The organism is Paenibacillus sp. RU5M, from assembly GCF_900221055.1.
GTDB lineage: Bacteria > Bacillota > Bacilli > Paenibacillales > Paenibacillaceae > Paenibacillus > Paenibacillus marchantiae.
The window spans coordinates 616,986-636,207 of the sequence record NZ_OBQM01000001.1; the positions used below are offsets into that span (position 1 = coordinate 616,986).

A 19,222-nucleotide genomic window follows, 5' to 3' on the forward strand; every position below is an offset into this window, starting at 1 on the left:
TACTTTAATTCAAGTAGTTAAATTAAAACAACAAGGTGGAGTAAAGAGTGAAGAACATACTGAAGCACGGCGGAGTCAAGGCAGGCATATTCATGATCGTTTTTTATCAGATTGTAATGTTGACCGTTTTTATGTCGGGATATAGTGCAATCCCTAAAAATGTAACCAATCTTACGGTGGCCATTGTCAACGAGGACCAGCAATCCGGTACTGAATTTGTACAAAAATTGCAAGAACAGTTGCCATTTAAGGTAGTAACCAACGAATCATTGCAACAGGCAAAGACAGGGCTTGAAGATCGGGATATTCATATGATCATACGTATACCGGGTGATTTTACGGAGAAACTGTCTGAACAGGGCGGTAAAGCTCAGCTCCAGTACCTGATTAATGAATCGAACCCAACAACGATCACCAGTTCAATGAAAAATGTAGCTGCTCAAATCACTGCGCAGATCGGTGCTCAGGTTCAGGCACAGAGCTTCGAGGGTGTACTGAGCAGTATGCAGGTTCCTGCGGAGCAATCGAAACAGATTGTGGAATCGACCATGGACAAAGTATCATCCGACATCGTTCTGAGCAACCCGCAACCAGCAGGCATGCAAAATCAGATGGCACCGATGTTTATCACCATGGCGCTCTATGTTGGAGCCATGATCTATGCGATGCAAAGCATTGGCGGAATGAAACAACTGCAAGGACAGATGGGGAAATGGAAAGCATTCTTTGCAATGCGAGGAGTCAACCTGCTTGTTTCCATCCTTGCTCCACTTGTAGGGATAGGCATTTATTTTATGGTGCAAGGGTATGGCGTGGAAGCGTTTTTGAAACTGTGGATGGTGCATAGTTTGCAGTTGTTTGTGTCGATTGAGTTTACAAGTATCTTTATCATGCTTCTGGGTCAAGGCGGAATGCTGATCAATATGATATTCGTACTCAGCCAATCCATTGCAAACGGGACGTCCATGTCACCGGAGATGATGCCAGGATATTTCAAATTCGTAAGTCAAATCACACCGATGTTCTATTCAACGCATCTGGATTACAATATTCTCTTCGGTGGGGGACGAACGGTGCATTATGCTGTTGGGCTGGCATTGGTTGGTGTGGGAGCCTTTGTTATCAATACAGCCATTCATCATTTCAAAAAAGCCAAGCAAACTAGTACCACACAGGAGTCTGTACAACAGCCCGTTATGATATAAAATAGAAGATATGAGGGTAGGCGATGAAGAAGAAGCTATGCCCTTCGATTAGCAGAATGGGGGCAGTCACATGTCGATTCAAATATTTATACTCGGTGCACTAAGTGAAGGGAATTATTATCCCTATGATATTAAGAAGCGAATTGGGAAACATCTGGATCAAACGGATGCCAAGATTACCGAAGGCACCATTTATTATAATTTTGAAGTGTTGCTGAAGAAGGGTCTTATTGAGAAGGTAGAAACAATTCAGAGTGAAAATCGACCAGACAAAACGACATATGGAATTACCGAAAAAGGACGTCAGTCCCTTGAACAGAGCATATATAAGGTGTTCCAGAAGTTTACGAATGTACAGTCCTTATACGCTGCGTTGGTCCATTTGGATAAGGTGGATAATCAGAAGATCGCGTATTTGATTGAGGATATTATTGAGAAGATGAATAAGAGGCTGGAATATATTGAATCTCATACACCTCAGGAGATTGATGTGCAGGAGGATCTGAAAGATGCACTGTTGTTGATGCGAGATCACGCGTACCACTCCATTCAGAGCGATATAATCTGGCTTCAGAAACTTCTGCATCATGTTCAGAGCAGGGTATTAAAAAGCTAAATCACTACTCGTTAAAGGAATGAGGTGAAAAGATAATGTATGAACATTTGGTCGCATTCAAATTGAACGATAAAATCACTACGGTCAAACAGCAAGAATTGGTAGCTCAATTGCTCGCGTTACAGGAACAGATTCCTGGAATTGTGGATCTCACCGCAGGTATTAATGTAACAGAGGAGACGGATCATATTCAGGGCTTCACACTTGGCCTGAGAGTGACATTTGAAGATCAGGAAGCACTGCGTGCTTATGGGCCGCATCCTGCACATCAGGCATTTGTAGCCTCCCTGAATGAGTGGGTAGAGAATGTAATTGTGGTCGATTATCCGATCTGAGTTTGCTCATTGTCCATAATATAATACGCATAAGAAGTCGCCCTGCCGGTGGCTCTGAAATGATTAGGTTAGCCAGAATTTTCTGGCTGGCCTTTTTACGTTTTTCGATGGGGATGATCGGGAGAAGTAAAGGTGTTTCGGGATTTCATGTGAGGTAATATAACGTTAAAAGAAGCTGTGCTCATCCCTTTTTTGTACAAAATGCCCAATATAATGAGGTCTCTTTATAACCTGCAACAATTCTATGTTATGGATCATGGAACTTCCCGCAATTGTTTATATAATGTGAATCAACATAACATGATTTTTGCAGCGGTAAAGTGATTCTAAATTACAGGGGGCAGGTAGGGATGAGAGAAACCAAGAGAATGAGGATTTTTTCACTGGGAATTCAGCACGTATTGGCGATGTATGCCGGGGCCATTTTGGTTCCGCTGCTTGTGGGAAGAGCGTTAAACCTGACTGCGGAACAATTGGCGTATCTGGTATCGATTGACCTGTTAACCTGTGGTATCGCGACATGGCTTCAAGCACGTAAAGGGAAGTATTTGGGGATTGGCTTGCCAGCGGTTCTTGGAAGCTCATTTGTTGCTGTGACTCCCATGATTGCGATTGGATCACAATATGGAATTCCGGCCATTTACGGTTCCATCATAGCAGCAGGGATATTCATCGTTATATGTGCTGTTTTCTTTAGTAAAATCGTCAAACTGTTTCCTCCCGTTGTGATTGGAACAGTCGTAACCATTATTGGTCTGGCGTTAATTCCAACAGGCATCAAGAACATGGCAGGTGGAGCAAACAGTGAGAATTTCGGAAGTCTGGACAATCTGGCGCTCTCATTCGGGGTATTGCTCTTCATTCTGGTGCTGAATCGATATGCTCGCGGCTTTGTCAAATCCCTCGCAGTTCTCCTCGGTATTATTGTGGGTACCCTCGTCGCTGCCATCATGGGGAAAGTGAATTTCAGCTCTGTACAGGAAGCCTCTTGGTTTCATTTGCCCCAGCCCTTTTACTTTGGATGGCCTACCTTCGAAATCGGTCCGATCATTACCATGATTATTGTCGGCACAGTTGTCATTATCGAATCTACAGGTGTGTTTATGGCCTTGAGCAAAATCTGTGATCAACCGATTAACGAAAAGGATTTGGCACGAGGATACCGCGCAGAAGGTCTGGCATTTGTACTTGGTGGTATCTTCAATGCTTTTCCGTATAACACATTTGCTCAGAATGTCGGTTTGGTTCAGCTCTCCAAAGTGAAAACGACCAATGTGGTTGTTGCAGCCGGAGGTATTCTGATTTTTCTTGGACTGATCCCCAAAGTTGCGGCATTCGCAACGATTATTCCCAGCGCGGTACTCGGCGGGGCAACGGTTGTTCTGTTCGGCATGGTAGTCTCATCCGGGATTAAAATGCTGCAACATGTGGATTTCAGCAAGCAATCCAATCTGTTAATCGTTGCTTGTTCGGTTTCACTCGGTCTTGGCGTCACGGCTGTGCCGGATCTGTTTGCCCAGCTGCCTCAAAGTATCCGCATTATTGTTGGTGATGGTATTATCACAGGCAGTCTGTGTGCCATCCTGCTCAATGTTTTCTTTAACCTCGGATTTAAAAAAGAGAGTCTGCCCGTACAGCCTGTACAAGCTCAAGAAGCACATACTTAAGATTGTCTTGTAACAGGTATGCGATCTGAATAAATGGAACAGACCCAAGATGTATTGGTTGAGGTGGAATGATCGGAATGACTCCCCTTGTCAATGAACCTCTTGGGTCTTTATTTTGGGTGAACTGCAGAGTACAATTGGATATTTTTACTCAACATACCCCGGAAGCTTTTCACCTGTGATGAGTTCGAAAAGTTTTGCAGATTTCTTCTTAGTTAATTGAACATAAGTAGGTTTACTTTCAATGATTATTTCAACCTGATCCTGATGGGGACTGATCCAGAGGTTATAGATGACACTTTTATCTGAGAAATCTGTGTTCTTTTTCTCGAAAAAGAATTTATAATCCGGAGGTCGCACCATATCCGCTATAGTATTGTTCGACGGGATAGAGGCGGTGATGTTCCTGATGGCTTGCACCTGTGCTGGATCGGTAATTTTTCTATACAGGGTATATTGATTGGAGCTCTCAACCGGTTGTTGAACGATAACCTGATTTCCCTTTGATTGTATGTTGTCCGCTGAACAACCCGTAAGGCACATAAACAAAAGTGTTATAGACCCAATCCAATAGATGTATTTTCTCAATTTGATCACCCCTTGATCTCTAAACGGTGTCCCGGGTATGAAAGTTACAGCAGGATGAATGCAAAAGGGATATAAATATGCTAAAGTTTCATCATGAACATGCTACATGTTCTTTCCGTTGAATTTCCATGCGACTACATAAATGAGCATTGGTTCACAAGGCTAAAATAAAACGAAGGGATATCCTGATATCGCTTGGTTACAGAAAAGGAGTTGTGATCACATGCAACAAGAAACGCTGAAAAAAGGGTGGCACTTCGACAACAGTTATGGACGTTTGCCACAGACCTTTTTTACAAATCAGGGTGCGGTACCTGTTCAATCACCGAAGTTGATCATCTTCAATACATCGCTTGCAGCCAGCCTGGGGCTGAATGCTGAGGCTCTTAACAGTGATGAAGGAGCGGAGGTGTTTGCAGGTAACCTGATTCCGGAAGGTGCCGAGCCTCTCGCTCAGGCCTATGCGGGTCATCAATTCGGTAATTTTAACATGCTTGGTGATGGACGGGCTTTGCTGCTGGGAGAACAGATCACGCCACAAGGCGAGCGAGTGGATATCCAGCTGAAAGGTTCGGGAAGAACCCCATATTCTCGCGGAGGCGATGGACGTGCTGCTGTTGGGCCAATGCTGCGTGAATATATTATTAGTGAAGCGATGTATGCACTGGGTATTCCAACAACGCGAAGTCTGGCGGTTGTATCTACTGGAGAAAACATTACACGCGAAACAGAGCGACCTGGTGCAATCCTGACTCGGGTGGCTTCAAGTCATTTACGTGTAGCAACCTTCCAATACGCAGCCAGATGGGGATCGATTGATGAGCTCAGAGCATTGGCTGACTATACACTGAAACGGCATTTTCCCGATATTGCCGAAGCCGATAATCGCTATCTCCAGTTACTTCAGGAAGTCATTCGTCGACAGGCTTCACTTATCGCCAAGTGGCAACAGGTTGGTTTCATTCATGGCGTAATGAATACAGATAATATGGCCATCAGTGGTGAAACTATCGATTATGGGCCGTGTGCGTTTATGGATGCCTACAATCCAGCGACGGTATTTAGCTCCATTGACACGCAAGGTCGGTATGCATATGGAAATCAACCGTATATTGGCGGCTGGAATCTGGCTCGGTTTGCCGAGACGCTTCTGCCACTGCTGCATGAGGATGAAGAACAGGCTGTACAAATCGCTCAGGATGCGATTGCACAATTCTCTGAATTGTATCACCACCACTGGCTCTCGGGAATGCGGAGCAAGCTGGGCTTGTTTAATGAAGAGGCTGAGGATGAAGCGCTAATCAGGGATCTTCTTGAATTGATGGAGAAGCATAGTGCAGATTACACAAATACGTTTCTCGCACTGACCTTTGATACGCTCAACGGAGCTCCTTTATTCGATACTTCAGAGTTTGCGGAGTGGAATGAGCGTCGCCAGGCAAGATTAGGCAGACAGCAGGAAGGGAAGGAAGAATCGCAGCAATTGATGAGAACTAGCAACCCAGCGGTGATTCCTCGTAATCATCGGGTGGAAGAAGCACTGGACCGAGCGGAGAATCACGGAGATCTTAGTGTGATGGAGAAACTTCTTGCTGTTCTTTCAAACCCGTTTGCACATTCTACCGAACAAGCTGAGTACGCGGAACTGCCTACGCAGTGCGATACCTCCTACCGGACTTTCTGTGGAACCTGATTGAAAACTTGTTATGAAGAGGCTGCCATTGGCAGCTTTTTCATTATCATGTCAAAAGGAGATTTTATGTCCAACATACTAAGCAAAACAGAGATTGCAAAAACTCTTTTTCAGTTGCTTGAGCGGACATCCTTCCGCAGGCAGCAGATTGAGGACTATGTTAACCGCTTGTTTGAGAGCTTTAAAGGGGAAGGAGTTCCATATGTAGAGATTGAAAATGATGCATATATAGTTCGTATATACGAGCGTGGCATGGTCATGTTGGAAAAAAGAATGGAACAGACGGAAGAAGTAATCTACTGGCTGCTGGAGGATATCATTTTTACGGCAGCGCATGTGGAATTGCTGAAACGATATGGTGTGAATAATAAACAGACACACTTGAATTACACAAACGTAGTGACGCAAGAATTGACCCAAAGTGTTGAGAAGGCTTTCCAACAGCTTGGAGATCCTTACTTGTATTGGCATCAGACGGGTAAAAGGCAAGATCTGGAGAGGCTGGAACCAAGAAAAGAGAGGTGATTGACATGAGTGAACAGGATATTAATGATGTGTGGTATGAATATGCGTTAACCTTTGTGGGGAAAAAGAATGAATCCGCTCAGGGCTGGGCTGCGTTAACAACGAATGAACAGGAAATTGCTGCTTTATGGCTGCTAGAGATGGACGTCTTTAACGGTGGTTTTGTTCAATTTTTCTGCAACTGGGGCGAAGAGGTATACCTATACGCGTTGCAGGCATTACATACCATTGGTGCGACTCAAGTAATGGACATCATAAAGTCAGCATATGGCTGCATTAAGCATTTGGGAGAGGATGAAAGACTTGCTGAACTGTGGGATATTCCTACGTTTCTAACAGTAGAGGAGGAGCAACATCTTGATGTGCTGGATCAGCAATTTTGGAACAATGAAGATCAGATTGCAGAAAAGGCTTATGCATATTACCACGAGAAGTTGAACAAGATGTCTTTATAAACTTTGGCGTAGGCATTCATCTGTTGCTCTATATAAAGATTAAATACTTGGCCTTGCAATGATATTAACGTTCGGCTATACTGGCTATAAATTGAATACATGAATTACGTTGATAGAGCGCAGTAGCGGCTTTGTCCCTGTTACAGAAAGTCAGGGGTTGATGGAACCTGATACATACAAGGGCTGCGAATTACACTCTGGAGTACTTGGGTAATGCCAAGCGGAATGGCAAACGATATTTTGCTGAAAGCGGTATGGACAGCGTGTGAGTTGTTGTCTGTGCAAGTTGGGTGGTACCACGGTTATGATAATCGTCCCTATGTCTATTGAAGACAAGGCGGCGATTTTTTTGTGTCCAAAAAAGCCTCGCCCGGCTTAGCTCCTTGTGAATTAACGTAGATCATGGCCTAATACTAATGCATAGAGAAGGGGTTGTTTGTTTTGAATATTATTGATGAACTAGAATGGCGCGACGCCATTAATCAACAGACAGATGCGGAGGGTCTGCGTGAGCTGACAGAGACCACGTCGGTTTCATTGTATTGCGGAGTTGACCCTACAGGAGACAGCATGCACATCGGACATTTGATTCCGTTCATGATGCTGAAACGTTTCCAACTCGCTGGGCACCGTCCAGTCATTCTGATTGGTGGGGCAACAGGAACGATTGGTGATCCAAGTGGTCGTCAATCGGAACGTTCCCTGCAAACGTTGGAAGAGGTACAAGCCAATGTAGATGCTCTGACTGCACAAATGAAAAAGCTTTTCGTAACGGATGGCGACAATCAGGTACGTATGGTCAATAACTACGACTGGACACACAAAATCAATGTGATTGAATTTTTGCGTGACTACGGTAAGAACTTTAACCTCAACACGATGCTAGCCAAAGATGTGGTTGCGAGCAGACTGGAAGATGGAATTTCGTTTACCGAGTTCTCCTACCAGATTCTCCAATCGCTCGATTACCTGCACCTGTTCCAACATGAGGATGTACAGCTGCAAATCGGCGGTTCCGATCAATGGGGCAACATTACAAGCGGTCTGGACCTGATCCGTAAAAAAGAAGGGCCAGAAGCTAAAGCTTACGGTCTGACGATCCCGCTGATGCTCAAATCCGACGGAACGAAATTCGGTAAATCCGCAGGCGGGTCCATCTGGCTTGATGCGAATAAGACGACTCCATTCGAATTCTACCAGTTCTGGGCGAACACGGATGACCGTGATGTAATCAAATACCTTAAATACTTCACATTCCTAAGCAAAGAAGAAATTGAAGCTTTGGCTGAAAAGGTAGAAACGGAGCCCCACAAGCGTGAAGCACAAAAGGCACTCGGTGAAGAAATGACGAAATTTGTTCACGGCGACGACATGCTGGAGCAGGCGAAACGCATTACCGCAGCACTCTTCAGCGGAGACATTCGTTCCCTTACAGCTGACGAAATCGAGCAGGGCTTTAAAGAAATGCCGACCTTCGAAACCGATGGTGAAGCAAAAAATATTGTAGACTGGCTCGTGGATCTTGGCCTGGAGCCATCCAAACGTCAGGCGCGTGAGGATGTCACCAAAGGGGCCATTTCCATGAATGGTGAGAAAGTTACGGAACTGGAATTCACGGTCTCTGCAGAGCACGCAATCGGTGGTAAATTCATCATTATCCGTAAAGGCAAGAAAAACTACAGTCTGGTGAAATTGAAGTAGCCATAAGATTACATTATGAATCTTGGGAAGGTAGATGCAAAGGTTTCATCTTCCCAAGGAACACAAAAAAGGACCGTCTCCAATCATGTCAATGACATCATGGAGACGGTCCTTTTTATATTCCATCCGCAAATGGCTTATTAGTTATTCATTTATTGATTCACAATCGCTGTGATCTCTTCATCCAGATCCAGTCTTACATTCTCACGGTAAGCCCGAATGTCGTATTCACTGTGCAGATAGCGCAGGATCGCTTCAATCATGTTGGATTCGACCAGATACTGACTGCGGCCTTGAATCCAGACTTCTGCGGAATATCCCGTATCTTCTTCCCAGCTCAGTTCCACATTGACATCGGTTGGGCGAACACCCTTGCGTTCAGCCATGTGAATACAGATCGCGTTGACAATTTCATCCATGCTCAGAACCATAGAGATTAGTACCGTCCGTTTCTGTTACGGTCATCATCATCACGATCATTTTTGCGGTCATAACGACCATCTGCTGCTGGTTTACGACGATTCGTAATGGCTCTGAACAGGGCCATCGCGAGCATCACGATCAGCATAATTGCAGCTACGTTTACGAGCAATCCAAGAATGTTACCCAGAGCGCCCATGCCACCGAACAATCCGCCGAACATCATGCCAGCAAGACCACCTAGCATCATACCTTTCATAAATCCACCGCCACCGCCGAAGAATCCGCCACGGTTCGTTGTAGCTGCTCCATTGGAGTTATTATTCGTATTAGATTTGCTCACATTGCTGTTGGAATCGGATTTCTTAGGTGTGTTGGTATAGCTTTTTGTTCCCGATTTGAAACCGCCACCACGTCTAGCATCAGCAGAATCCGGATTCGCAACTCCAACTGTTGCAAACAGTAATGTAAAGGCCATGAAAACCATCATGAGATGTTTAATTCCGAATTTTTTCTTCATTGTAAAGATCGTAACCCCCCGATTAATTTGTTTGATTCGCCCAAAAATGGGCCTTACTCAAGTAATACGGTCAACTTACAGGAACGTTTCAAATTTTGTTTATTTTTCTGAAATACTTGGACAAGGGTCCTGAATTGCCGCCTGACCATCGAGTAATTGGGTTACCCAGTTACACCATTCGATGCCCGTTTGTGCGTTCATTAACCCTTTTTGTACCAGAATGTAACTTCCGAATTCCCGACTGCCTACTCGCAGATTATCCTGAGGGATACGGGACTTCAAATCCTCGAAATAACGGATGCGTTCCATGAACCAGTTTTTGCGCTCATTCAGAATGCGTCTCATGCTTCCGTCTTCTGCAATGCCGACACATAAAATGCGCAGATTGAACTCGTCACGCGTAACCGGAGCGGTAACGGGAGTGATCATCCATCCCAGCAGTTTTTCAATACCTTTCTCCGTGACTGCATACATTTTCTTGTCTGGTTTGTCAGACTGTTGCACCCAGCGGGAGGCTAAAAGCTCATCGTTTTCCATTTTGGAGAGGAGCGGATAGATCTGACTGTGCTTAGCCTGCCAATGCGGCTGGATCTTCAGCATTAGATCATAACCTGATGACTCCTCGCGGGTAAGAAGCCCGAGCAATCCGTAGGAAAGTATGTTCATGCACATGTCTCCTTAATATTAGGGCTGGGCCAGCAAAAACAATAAAAATTGCTTTCTTTGACCGCTTTCATAAAAGTGTACACTGAAACTGTATGGTTTGACAACCTGACAGAACAACTGCCTCAATTTAGACAAAAAAAGAGTGCGGACCTCGAGGTCCGCACCCAAAACCATTTAGAGAGATGTCTATTGCCCATACCCATCTGCGACAAGATCAAGTTCACCTGTGTAGGAGTCGATGACCATGCCGTGAACGGGTACAGTAGGTGGAAGCAATGGATGTTTCTTGATCACTTCCACAGTATGTTTTACCCCTTCTTCAACGCTGTCAAACCCGCGTAGCCACTTTTGTAAACGTATGCCGGAGTTCTCCAGTGTGCTCATGACTTCCTCAGATACACCCCGTTCAACCATATGTCCAATCATGGTCTCTGCGTGTAGGGAAGCCATACCGCATTCCGTGTGTCCAACAACCAGTACTTCGTCGGCACCAAGCTCATAGATGGCGACGAGAACACTACGCATAACAGACCCGAAAGGTTGAGAAATGATTGCGCCAGCGTTTTTGATGATTTTCACATCGCCATTCTTCAGGTTCATGGCCTTGGGCAGCATTTCCACCAGACGAGTGTCCATACAAGTGATGATGACCATCTTTTTGGTTGGAAACTTGCCTGCCGTATACTTTTCGTATTCTTTAGTCTCGACAAATGATTTGTTGTAAGCCAGAATCTCTTGAATGTTGTTCATGTCTATTGCCTCCTGTTATCCAATACGATGAGCACGGCCACTTGCATCAAATGCAGCTTGTCCTACGCCCTTTGGTATTTTTATTATACCACGGTCAGCAAATTGCATTATTCCTCGGTTTGGAGGAATAATGCAATTTGCATCTGTTAAAAGTTGATTATACGCATTGCAAAAAGTATCATCAATAGGGAAACCAACATTTTTTTGAAGAGGTGAACGTTAACAATGGAACAACACACACAGGAACAGCTGGAATCCTTCCGTAATCTGGCTCGCAAAATCAAGAGTTATCATGAAGCCATTGGTTTGCTTCACTGGGATCTGCGCACAGGTGCGCCCAAAAAAGGTGTCCCGACACGTTCGGAAACACTGGGAATGCTGTCAACCGAAGCATTCAAACTGCAAACCTCAGCTGAGATGAAATCCTACCTGGATACATTAACAAATCCAGCCGTGCTGGAACAGCTGGAAGATATCGACCGTCGTCAGGTGGAAGATTGCCAGAAAGAATATAATCGCAGTCAGTCCGTACCACCAGAAAAAGTACAAGCGTATACCGTACTTACCGCAAAATCAGAAACGGCTTGGGAAGATGCCAAGCATAACAGTGATTTTGCAGGTTTTTCGCCCTACCTCACCGATATTGTGAAGCTCAAACAAGAGTTCATTGACTATTGGGGTGTGAAAGATACTCGTTATGATACCCTTCTGGACATGTATGAACCGGAACTGACTGTAGAAAAGGTGGATGCGGTATTTGCCCGTCTCAAAGCCCGTTTGGTTCCGCTGCAAGAGAAGATCAATGCTTCGGCGAACAAGCCGAACACGGAGTTCTTGAACCAGCTGTTTGACAAGGATCAACAGGAGAAATTCAGTCTGTTTATTCTGGGACAAATGGGTTATGACTTTGAAGCCGGAAGACTCGATGAGAGTGTTCATCCGTTCGCAACGGGCCTGAATCCAGGTGATGTGCGGATCACGACGAATTATTTGCAGGATGATGTGACGAGTGCGGTCTTCAGTTCACTACACGAAGGCGGACACGCTCTGTATGAGCAAAATATTGACGATAGCCTGGCTGGTACTCTTCTTGCCGAAGGAACGTCCATGGGTATCCACGAATCCCAGTCGCGTCTTTGGGAAAATATGATTGGCCGCAGTCTTGCATTCTGGACGCGTTATTATAAAGATTTGCAACAGCACTTCCCTCAATTAAACGAGGTTGGGCTGGAAGACTTTTACCGGGCAATTAACCGGGTTGAAAGCTCTCTGATCCGGATTGAAGCCGATGAGCTGACGTACAATTTGCACATCATCATTCGTTATGAAATTGAGAAAATGCTGTTTAACGAAGGTCTGGAAGTCAAGGACCTGCCGGAGACTTGGAATGCAAAATACAAGGAATATCTTGGCATTGTGCCGCCGAATGATGGTATGGGTGTGCTTCAGGATGTTCACTGGTCGGGTGGTGACTTTGGTTACTTTGCTTCTTACTCGCTCGGCAATATGTATGCTGCACAGATTCTACATACATTGCGCAAAGAAATGCCTGAGTTCGATGCCCATATTGCCGAAGGTAACCTGATTCCCATCAAGGAATGGTTGACTGACAAAATTTATCGTTATGGCAAAAGCCGTACACCTTCCGAACTGATTGTGGCCGTAACGGGTGAAGAGTTGAACCCAGACTATTTGGCCGATTATCTGGAAGCGAAATATGCTGAGATTTACAAGCTGTAGACAGCTATAACATTATTATCAAATTCTTGAAGAGCGGGGCATCATTGCCCGGCTCTTCTTTTGCATGCAAGTTCTTAACCTTTTGCTGGGCATCAGCATATCCATAGTAGAGAGAACAGCTGAAACCAGTGAAGGAGGGAAATATCATGAAATACACGCCCTGGTTCATCCGGGCCATCGTCATTTTGCTCATTATCATCGTGGCTCTCACCAGCTGCAATAAAGATAAGGATGAAACCAAAATTACGATTGGTGAGGTCACACGTTCTGTGTTTTACGCTCCGGAGTATGTGGCCGTGGCCCAAGGTTTTTTTGAGGAACAGGGGATTGAAGTGGACATTCAGACGACGGCTGGTGGAGACAAAACGATGGCCGCATTGCTTGCAGGCTCAGTAGATATCGCATTGGTCGGAGCAGAGACGTCTATTTATGTCTATCAACAAGGCGCAGAAGATCCGGTCATTAACTTTGCCCAGCTTACACAGACGGACGGAACGTTTCTGTTTGCCCGCAATCCTGAAGGTGACTTTAATTGGGATCAATTGAAACAGAGTACATTTCTCGGACAAAGAAAAGGCGGCATGCCTCAAATGGCAGGCGAATTCACGCTGAAAAAACATGGCATTGATCCGCAGAATGATCTGGAACTGATTCAAAATGTGGATTTTGCCAACATCGCTTCTGCATTTGCTTCAGGTACGGGGGATTACGTGCAGCTGTTTGAACCTCAGGCGTCCATTTTTGAGAAAGAGGGTCGCGGCAAGGTTGTAGCCTCGTTTGGAACGGAAAGTGGTCATCTGCCTTATACGGTCTTCATGACCAAACAAAGCTATATTAATGACAACAAGGACATCGTTCAGAAGTTCACTAACGGCTTGCACAAAGCCCAAGCTTGGGTGGATTCCCACACCGCTGAAGAGATCGCTGAAGTCATCAAGCCTTATTTCAAAGATATTGATCCAGCCATTCTGGTAAGCAGTGTGAACCGTTACAAGGAACAGGGCACATATGCAACCGATCCAATCATTGATGAGGACGAATGGAATAACTTGCTAGACGTCATGAGTGCTGCGGGAGAACTGAAACAGCGTGTGGATTCTCAAACGATTGTGGATAATTCCTATGCAGAACAAGCAGCATCAGCGAAGTAACCAGGTATTCAGGAAAGGACGTGAGCATGTATGCCTGAATCCGAAACGGTGATCAAACTGGAAGGGATTTCGCAAGTCTATGTCAGCGAGCGTGAAGCATCTCTGGTTATCGAAAATTTGAATCTTCAGGTCGAGCAAGGAGAGTTCGTTAGTCTTGTTGGCCCAAGCGGATGTGGTAAAACGACATTGCTGTCGATCATCGCCGGGCTGCTCACACCGACCGCAGGCGAGGTCAAGGTTAAAGGTAAACGTATCGAAGGTCCGTCCGCCCAGAATGGTTATATGCTGCAACAGGATTATCTGTTTCCATGGCGTACCATTTTGGATAATGTCCTGATCGGACTTGAATTGACAGGTGGGCTCAATGACGAGAGTCGCGAGCGCACACGTGAGCTGCTGGCAGGTATGGGTCTAGCTGGCACCGAAAGCCAGTATCCTTCCGAATTATCCGGGGGCATGAGGCAACGGGTGGCTTTGGTACGTACACTGGCTACGGATCCGGGAATACTGTTGCTGGATGAACCCTTTTCCGCACTCGATTATCAAACCAAGCTGCAGCTGGAGGATCTGGTCTCAGACACACTGAAGAAATCCGGCAAAACTTCGGTGCTTGTCACCCATGATCTGTCCGAAGCTATCGCTGTCAGTGACCGCGTCATTGTGCTTGATCGTAATCCGGGGCGCATTCGGAAGGAGTTTATCATTCCCGAAGATCTGCGGAACGCACAGCCTTTTCACGCGAGGGAGCAGCCAGGGTTCAATGAGCTGTTTCAGGCGTTATGGAGTGAATTGGATCAGTCCGGTGGAGGTGAGAAGAACGGGTGAATCAGACGAACCAGAAGCAGGAAATGCGTGATGATTGGATGAGACAGCTGCACCAAAGTCATATTCAGCAGGTTGCCAGATGGCGACATAAAGTGCTGACGGTGCAGCTGTCCATGTTGGTGTTTATGTTTTTGCTGTGGGAACTGGCGGGAAGGCTGCGCTGGATTGATGTGCTTTTGTTCAGTTATCCCAGCAAAATTTTCAATCAGATCTGGAAGGACATCGTCAGTGGAGAACTATGGGCGCATGTTGGGGTAACCGTAGGGGAAACGGCAGTCGGCTTTTTGCTGGGGACACTCGTCGGAACACTGCTTGCGGTTCTGATCTGGTGGTCTCCTTTTTTGTCCAAAGTGCTTGATCCTTATATGGTTGTGTTCAACAGCATGCCCAAAGTAGCGCTGGGTCCAATCTTTATCGTCATGTTTGGTGCAGGATTTACGGCCATTGTCATGACGACTTTGTCAATCACGGTCATTATTACTACACTTGTCGTGTATAACAGTTTTAATGAAGTAGATCAGAACTATATTAAGGTTATCCGTACGTTTGGTGGTGATCGCTCCGAGATTTTCAGCAAAGTCGTATTACCCGCTTCCTTTCCTGCCATTGTCTCTACCTTAAAAGTAAATGTGGGCATGGCCTGGGTCGGTGTAATCGTGGGTGAATTTCTGGTCGCCAAGCAGGGATTGGGCTATCTGATCATCTACGGATTTCAAGTGTTTAACTTTACCCTTGTTTTATCGAGCCTGTTGATTATTGCGGCTGTAGCTACAGCGATGTACCAGCTCGTTGTATATGTAGAACGCAAGCTGCTGGCAGGACGCAGGTAATTCTACAAAACATGCGTGTGCAAAATAGAATGCTTCATGATATGTATACAATTTCACAAGAGGTGTCACGTTGCCCGAACCCGAAAAATCAAGTACCATACTATTACGAATATTCCGCGCAGTCCGGAATGAATGCGACGATTGGAGAAGAGGGCCTAGAGGCTTCTGTCGCATCAATCAAATTGCCAGCGTCCCTCATCCGGGGCGCGTTATTGAGACCGACATGCATATGCATGTCGGTTGATGCCGTTTATGACTGTAGCAGCTAATTCCGAAATGCGGTTCTTCCTGAATGATTCTTTTGATTAGATAAGAAATGGTTTTTGGCAGGATGTGTAATACTAGGGATATGATATATGACGATACACGCTGTCAGGCATTGGACAAGCGCTCACTTGGATAGGTATGGCTCGCTGGCTTTGACATTTTTGCAGCTTAGAGGAGAGGGAGTTAATGGGTTTTAGGGTAATTAAAACCGCAATAGCCGCGCTGATGGCCGTGCTGATTGCGGACTGGTGCGGCTTGCCCGGACCAACATCGGCGGGCTTGTTAGCCATACTCGGCGTTGATGTGACACGGAAAAGAAGTATTCGCACCATATCTGCGAGATTTTTCGCTTCCGTAGTGGGGCTTTTATTTGCAAGTGTACTTTTTCACTTTCTTGGCTTCCATTATTGGGTGCTGGCGTTCTACATACTAATTGCATTTCCGGTTATCGTTCGGGCCGGATTTAAAGAAGGCATTGTGACGGGTTCTGTCGTGGTGTTCCGGGTATTTGGCGGCGGTGAAATGGACGTACATGTGGTTTTGGTCCAAATTGGGCTGTTGCTGATTGGTCTCGGTTCCGCGATGGTTGTCAATCTGGCGTATATGCCGGCTGCGGACCCGCAGATGCTGCGTATTCGCAAAAGAATTGATGAGTTATTCTCGGTTATCTTTAAGGAGTTTGCAGCTACGCTACGTAATCCGAATGAAGTGTGGGCAGGGAAAGAACTGATCGAAGCTGACAAAGCTGTACTGGGCGGCATTGAAGCAGCCAAACGTTCATTGGAGAATCAGGTCATCCATCCGAACGAGGGATGGAGTGTTTACTTTTATATGCGCAAAACGCAATTGGATTCCATCCAGCATATGATGCATCTGGTATCCCAGATCTATCAGAAGATGCCGCATGCGGAAATGGTATCGGAGCTGTTCGACCAGCTCAGTCAGGATGTACTCACTGAATCTTACACCGGACGTACAGAAAAACTTCTCGCAGATGTGCAAGAAGAATTCAAGCGAATGGAGTTGCCGGATACAAGGGAAGAATTCGAGATTCGTTCAGCTATTCTCCAGCTGTGCCGGGAACTCGCGCTGTATCTGAAAATAGCCAAGAAGGACAAAGCTCCGTCTCCGGTATCGGACCGGTCCCAATCTACAAATGAATAATAGAAAATAGTTGTCACCCTAGACGGATGCCCTGCATACACTTGTAAAGAATGATTGTATGGAGGAGGTTTAAAGATGTCATTGAGTCATAAACATCAATGTAGAGAGATCATCACGAAGGCGATCTGCGGGAAAGGTCGTAAGTTCTCTACCGTAACACATACCGTGACTCCGCCACATGGTCCGACCAGTATTTTGGGGGCTTGGATTATCAACCACCAATATGAAGCCGTATCAGCGGGGGACGGAATTGAAGTTATTGGTACTTACGATATCAACATTTGGTATTCCTATGACAAAAATTCACAGACGGATGTAGCCAAAGAAACGGTGTCGTATGTAGAACATGTGCCTTTGTCCTATCTGGACCCGAAACACCGGGCCGCCACTGTAGAGGTATCTGCGGATGCAACGCAGGAACCGAGCTGTGTGGAAGCCACGGTGTCGGCAGGTGGAGGCAGCGTAATTATCCGGGTAGAACGGGAATTCGCTGTTGAACTGGTCGCCGAGACCAAAGTTTGTGTGAAAGTGTGCACGGATGGCTGTGGAGATTATGAAGACAAGGATTATGACTTCGGCAGTGGTGATGGAGATTATGACGATCTCGATCCCGACCTGCTTGACGATGAGCTGTAAGCTCAGCGATCTGGATTCATAAACTTAAGGTATCATATGCGCCGCAAGCGGCAGTGAAGAGGGCGTAAGCCCTCTTTTTTCATTTTGGGCGAGAATTGGGAGGAGGGACAGGATGAATGTGATAGATGAGGCCGAGGAGGCGGTGCGCCGATATGAACGCATGCTCCCTCGTGAACGAGCAGATCGCCTGAAACGATCCGGGATTGAAGTGCTGGCTTCGCAGGACAGGCGTGACCGGGAGTTGGGTCTGCGTGTACGTTATGATGTAGAGATATGCTGTCTTCAAGCGATTCGCATCAAACGTAGGGACACCAGTGGCATGGGTGGAGCGCAAGAAAGTGTGCTGGATCGTGAAGCAGCATCAACGTTATTCAAACGTATTGAACGGCTTGCCACCAAAACATTGTATACGGTTGGACTGGATCACGGCGCTGTAAGACTGGAAGCATCAGGAAAGAGCGGTTGTTCTGTCATCTCGATTGACCCAAGGCCATGGAAGGGCATGACAGATCTCTCTGCCATGTACCGTGCAGGCTGGAAACAGCTTCAGTCCGAACTGGATGAAGAGCGGCATCGTAATGCAGCCCCCATACTTGGAATGGACCCTGAATTCCTACTTGTGCAAATGCCAGAATCCAAAATCGTGCCCGCCTCCAGATTTCTCGAACGAACAGGCGTAGCCGGGTGTGATTCCGTGACGATTAATGGACGGCGAATATATCCTGTAGCCGAACTGCGACCTGCCCCCAGCTCTGAGCCGCGTGAGTTGTTGGCTCATCTGATGAGAGCCTTTGCGGCCGCTTCCCGCAGTATTAGTGATCACTCGCTGATCTGGCAGGCAGGGGGAATGCCCCAGCGCGGATTGCCGCTCGGCGGACATATCCATTTCAGTGGCGTTACACTAAACGGGGAACTGCTGCGCGCATTTGACAATTATCTAGCATTGCCGCTTGCCGTTCTTCAGGACCCACGAGGTTCAGGCCGGCGTCCACGTTATGGGGCATTGGGGGATTTTCGACTGAAATCTTACGGTGGATTTGAATACCGCACGTTACCCAGTTTTCTGGTATCTCCTCTGGTTGCCAAAGGTGTTGTTGCTCTAGCTGGTCTTATCGCGAGAGGTTATCATCAGCTGCGTCAACGTCCTTTGGCGAAGGCTGCTATTCATACTGCTTTTTATGAAGGAAACCGTGAGGTAATGCAGGCGCATATTCCGGCACTGCTGGATGACCTGACGCAAATGGACGGTTATGAGCGTTATGAACGTTACGCCGCTCCATTAATTAGCCAGCTAAGACAGGGTAGAACATGGGACGAGAGTCGGGATATACGTAAACTCTGGAATATTCGAGCAGGTTCATGAAGAGTGGGCACTTTTTTGGTATAATGAGAAATAAGTCGATTTTAATCATCGTTACGGAAGAAATGGAACAGCAACCTGTGAGGGAAGCGGCGGAAGCCGAAACAT

The 19,222-nt window shown here is 46.2% G+C and carries 20 protein-coding genes and 1 other annotated feature; of the genes, 15 read left to right on the forward strand and 5 right to left on the reverse strand.

What is annotated here, in order from left to right; translation table 11 throughout:
- Positions 1-47: 47 nt before the first annotated feature.
- The 4 genes from CRO25_RS02965 to CRO25_RS02980 all read left to right on the forward strand — a co-directional run bounded on the left by CRO25_RS02965 (position 48) and on the right by CRO25_RS02980 (position 3,823).
- On the forward strand, positions 48-1,205 hold the full coding sequence (locus CRO25_RS02965) for a YhgE/Pip domain-containing protein (protein WP_079693954.1): 1,158 nt from the start codon (positions 48-50) through the stop codon (positions 1,203-1,205).
- 70 nt (positions 1,206-1,275) lie between these two features.
- On the forward strand, positions 1,276-1,821 hold the full coding sequence (locus CRO25_RS02970) for a PadR family transcriptional regulator (RefSeq protein WP_072733332.1): 546 nt from the start codon (positions 1,276-1,278) through the stop codon (positions 1,819-1,821).
- A gap of 35 nt (positions 1,822-1,856) precedes the next feature.
- Entirely contained in the window at positions 1,857-2,156 is a 300-nt protein-coding gene (locus tag CRO25_RS02975; RefSeq protein WP_079693953.1) for a Dabb family protein, read from the forward strand.
- A gap of 350 nt (positions 2,157-2,506) precedes the next feature.
- A complete protein-coding gene (locus tag CRO25_RS02980) occupies positions 2,507-3,823 on the forward strand; it encodes a nucleobase:cation symporter-2 family protein (protein ID WP_063563096.1) in 1,317 nt (438 codons plus the stop codon).
- Between the two features lie 147 nt (positions 3,824-3,970).
- Here CRO25_RS02980 and CRO25_RS02985 read toward each other — a convergent pair whose 3' ends face one another.
- A complete protein-coding gene (locus tag CRO25_RS02985) occupies positions 3,971-4,411 on the reverse strand; it encodes a hypothetical protein (RefSeq protein WP_079693952.1) in 441 nt (146 codons plus the stop codon).
- A 223-nt stretch (positions 4,412-4,634) separates the two neighbouring features.
- On the opposite strand from CRO25_RS02985, the gene CRO25_RS02990 reads away from it, so the two are divergent.
- The 4 genes from CRO25_RS02990 to tyrS all read left to right on the forward strand — a co-directional run bounded on the left by CRO25_RS02990 (position 4,635) and on the right by tyrS (position 8,785).
- Positions 4,635-6,104, forward strand: a complete 1,470-nt coding sequence (locus CRO25_RS02990) for a YdiU family protein (protein WP_063563095.1) — start codon at positions 4,635-4,637, stop codon at positions 6,102-6,104.
- 66 nt (positions 6,105-6,170) lie between these two features.
- A complete protein-coding gene (locus tag CRO25_RS02995) occupies positions 6,171-6,629 on the forward strand; it encodes an Imm63 family immunity protein (protein ID WP_179800930.1) in 459 nt (152 codons plus the stop codon).
- A gap of 5 nt (positions 6,630-6,634) precedes the next feature.
- Positions 6,635-7,084 carry a DUF4375 domain-containing protein gene (locus CRO25_RS03000; RefSeq protein WP_079693950.1) on the forward strand — a complete coding sequence of 150 codons (450 nt, stop codon included), beginning with the start codon at positions 6,635-6,637 and terminating at the stop codon, positions 7,082-7,084.
- A gap of 100 nt (positions 7,085-7,184) precedes the next feature.
- Positions 7,185-7,406: a binding site (T-box leader), on the forward strand.
- 119 nt (positions 7,407-7,525) lie between these two features.
- The gene (gene tyrS, locus CRO25_RS03005) at positions 7,526-8,785 is read left to right on the forward strand and encodes a tyrosine--tRNA ligase (RefSeq protein ID WP_079693949.1); all 1,260 of its coding nucleotides are present in this window, start codon (positions 7,526-7,528) and stop codon (positions 8,783-8,785) included.
- A 152-nt stretch (positions 8,786-8,937) separates the two neighbouring features.
- On the opposite strand, the gene CRO25_RS03010 is transcribed toward tyrS, so the two are convergent.
- From CRO25_RS03010 to CRO25_RS03025, 4 genes are all read right to left on the reverse strand, one after another.
- Positions 8,938-9,216, reverse strand: coding sequence for a YxcD family protein (locus tag CRO25_RS03010; RefSeq protein ID WP_024630486.1), 279 nt, complete (start codon positions 9,214-9,216; stop codon positions 8,938-8,940).
- 5 nt (positions 9,217-9,221) lie between these two features.
- Positions 9,222-9,725 carry a hypothetical protein gene (locus tag CRO25_RS03015; protein WP_063563091.1) on the reverse strand — a complete coding sequence of 168 codons (504 nt, stop codon included), beginning with the start codon at positions 9,723-9,725 and terminating at the stop codon, positions 9,222-9,224.
- A gap of 99 nt (positions 9,726-9,824) precedes the next feature.
- Positions 9,825-10,391 (reverse strand): PadR family transcriptional regulator, encoded by a 567-nt coding sequence (locus tag CRO25_RS03020; protein WP_063563090.1) that lies wholly within the window; start codon positions 10,389-10,391, stop codon positions 9,825-9,827.
- A 186-nt stretch (positions 10,392-10,577) separates the two neighbouring features.
- Positions 10,578-11,141 carry a carbonic anhydrase gene (locus CRO25_RS03025; protein ID WP_063563089.1) on the reverse strand — a complete coding sequence of 188 codons (564 nt, stop codon included), beginning with the start codon at positions 11,139-11,141 and terminating at the stop codon, positions 10,578-10,580.
- A gap of 225 nt (positions 11,142-11,366) precedes the next feature.
- Here CRO25_RS03025 and CRO25_RS03030 point away from each other — a divergent pair, with 225 nt between their 5' ends.
- From CRO25_RS03030 to CRO25_RS03060, 7 genes are all read left to right on the forward strand, one after another.
- Entirely contained in the window at positions 11,367-12,881 is a 1,515-nt protein-coding gene (locus CRO25_RS03030) for a carboxypeptidase M32 (protein ID WP_079693948.1), read from the forward strand.
- Positions 12,882-13,027: 146 nt separating this feature from the next.
- Positions 13,028-14,032 carry an ABC transporter substrate-binding protein gene (locus tag CRO25_RS03035; RefSeq protein ID WP_079693947.1) on the forward strand — a complete coding sequence of 335 codons (1,005 nt, stop codon included), beginning with the start codon at positions 13,028-13,030 and terminating at the stop codon, positions 14,030-14,032.
- Positions 14,033-14,062: 30 nt separating this feature from the next.
- Entirely contained in the window at positions 14,063-14,857 is a 795-nt protein-coding gene (locus CRO25_RS03040; protein ID WP_079693946.1) for an ABC transporter ATP-binding protein, read from the forward strand.
- Positions 14,858-14,895: 38 nt separating this feature from the next.
- The gene (locus tag CRO25_RS03045; RefSeq protein WP_371129241.1) at positions 14,896-15,687 is read left to right on the forward strand and encodes an ABC transporter permease; all 792 of its coding nucleotides are present in this window, start codon (positions 14,896-14,898) and stop codon (positions 15,685-15,687) included.
- A gap of 453 nt (positions 15,688-16,140) precedes the next feature.
- Positions 16,141-17,118 (forward strand): aromatic acid exporter family protein, encoded by a 978-nt coding sequence (locus tag CRO25_RS03050; protein ID WP_063563085.1) that lies wholly within the window; start codon positions 16,141-16,143, stop codon positions 17,116-17,118.
- A gap of 75 nt (positions 17,119-17,193) precedes the next feature.
- Positions 17,194-17,754 carry an outer spore coat protein CotE gene (locus CRO25_RS03055; RefSeq protein ID WP_053780858.1) on the forward strand — a complete coding sequence of 187 codons (561 nt, stop codon included), beginning with the start codon at positions 17,194-17,196 and terminating at the stop codon, positions 17,752-17,754.
- Between the two features lie 112 nt (positions 17,755-17,866).
- The gene (locus CRO25_RS03060) at positions 17,867-19,117 is read left to right on the forward strand and encodes a hypothetical protein (protein ID WP_256863556.1); all 1,251 of its coding nucleotides are present in this window, start codon (positions 17,867-17,869) and stop codon (positions 19,115-19,117) included.
- Positions 19,118-19,222: the final 105 nt, after the last annotated feature.

Bases quoted from the DNA above. Each gene is read 5' to 3' on its own strand.
- CRO25_RS02970 (WP_072733332.1), top strand. From the start codon at position 1,276: ATGTCGATTCAAATATTTATACTCGGTGCACTAAGTGAAGGGAATTAT.
- CRO25_RS02975 (WP_079693953.1), top strand. From the start codon at position 1,857: ATGTATGAACATTTGGTCGCATTCAAATTGAACGATAAAATCACTACG.
- CRO25_RS02980 (WP_063563096.1), top strand. From the start codon at position 2,507: ATGAGAGAAACCAAGAGAATGAGGATTTTTTCACTGGGAATTCAGCAC.
- CRO25_RS02990 (WP_063563095.1), top strand. From the start codon at position 4,635: ATGCAACAAGAAACGCTGAAAAAAGGGTGGCACTTCGACAACAGTTAT.
- CRO25_RS02995 (WP_179800930.1), top strand. From the start codon at position 6,171: ATGTCCAACATACTAAGCAAAACAGAGATTGCAAAAACTCTTTTTCAG.
- CRO25_RS03000 (WP_079693950.1), top strand. From the start codon at position 6,635: ATGAGTGAACAGGATATTAATGATGTGTGGTATGAATATGCGTTAACC.
- CRO25_RS03010 (WP_024630486.1), bottom strand. From the start codon at position 9,216: ATGGTTCTGAGCATGGATGAAATTGTCAACGCGATCTGTATTCACATG.
- CRO25_RS03015 (WP_063563091.1), bottom strand. From the start codon at position 9,725: ATGAAGAAAAAATTCGGAATTAAACATCTCATGATGGTTTTCATGGCC.
- CRO25_RS03020 (WP_063563090.1), bottom strand. From the start codon at position 10,391: ATGAACATACTTTCCTACGGATTGCTCGGGCTTCTTACCCGCGAGGAG.
- CRO25_RS03025 (WP_063563089.1), bottom strand. From the start codon at position 11,141: ATGAACAACATTCAAGAGATTCTGGCTTACAACAAATCATTTGTCGAG.
- CRO25_RS03030 (WP_079693948.1), top strand. From the start codon at position 11,367: ATGGAACAACACACACAGGAACAGCTGGAATCCTTCCGTAATCTGGCT.
- CRO25_RS03035 (WP_079693947.1), top strand. From the start codon at position 13,028: ATGAAATACACGCCCTGGTTCATCCGGGCCATCGTCATTTTGCTCATT.
- CRO25_RS03040 (WP_079693946.1), top strand. From the start codon at position 14,063: ATGCCTGAATCCGAAACGGTGATCAAACTGGAAGGGATTTCGCAAGTC.
- CRO25_RS03045 (WP_371129241.1), top strand. From the start codon at position 14,896: ATGAGACAGCTGCACCAAAGTCATATTCAGCAGGTTGCCAGATGGCGA.
- CRO25_RS03050 (WP_063563085.1), top strand. From the start codon at position 16,141: ATGGGTTTTAGGGTAATTAAAACCGCAATAGCCGCGCTGATGGCCGTG.
- CRO25_RS03055 (WP_053780858.1), top strand. From the start codon at position 17,194: ATGTCATTGAGTCATAAACATCAATGTAGAGAGATCATCACGAAGGCG.
- CRO25_RS03060 (WP_256863556.1), top strand. From the start codon at position 17,867: ATGAATGTGATAGATGAGGCCGAGGAGGCGGTGCGCCGATATGAACGC.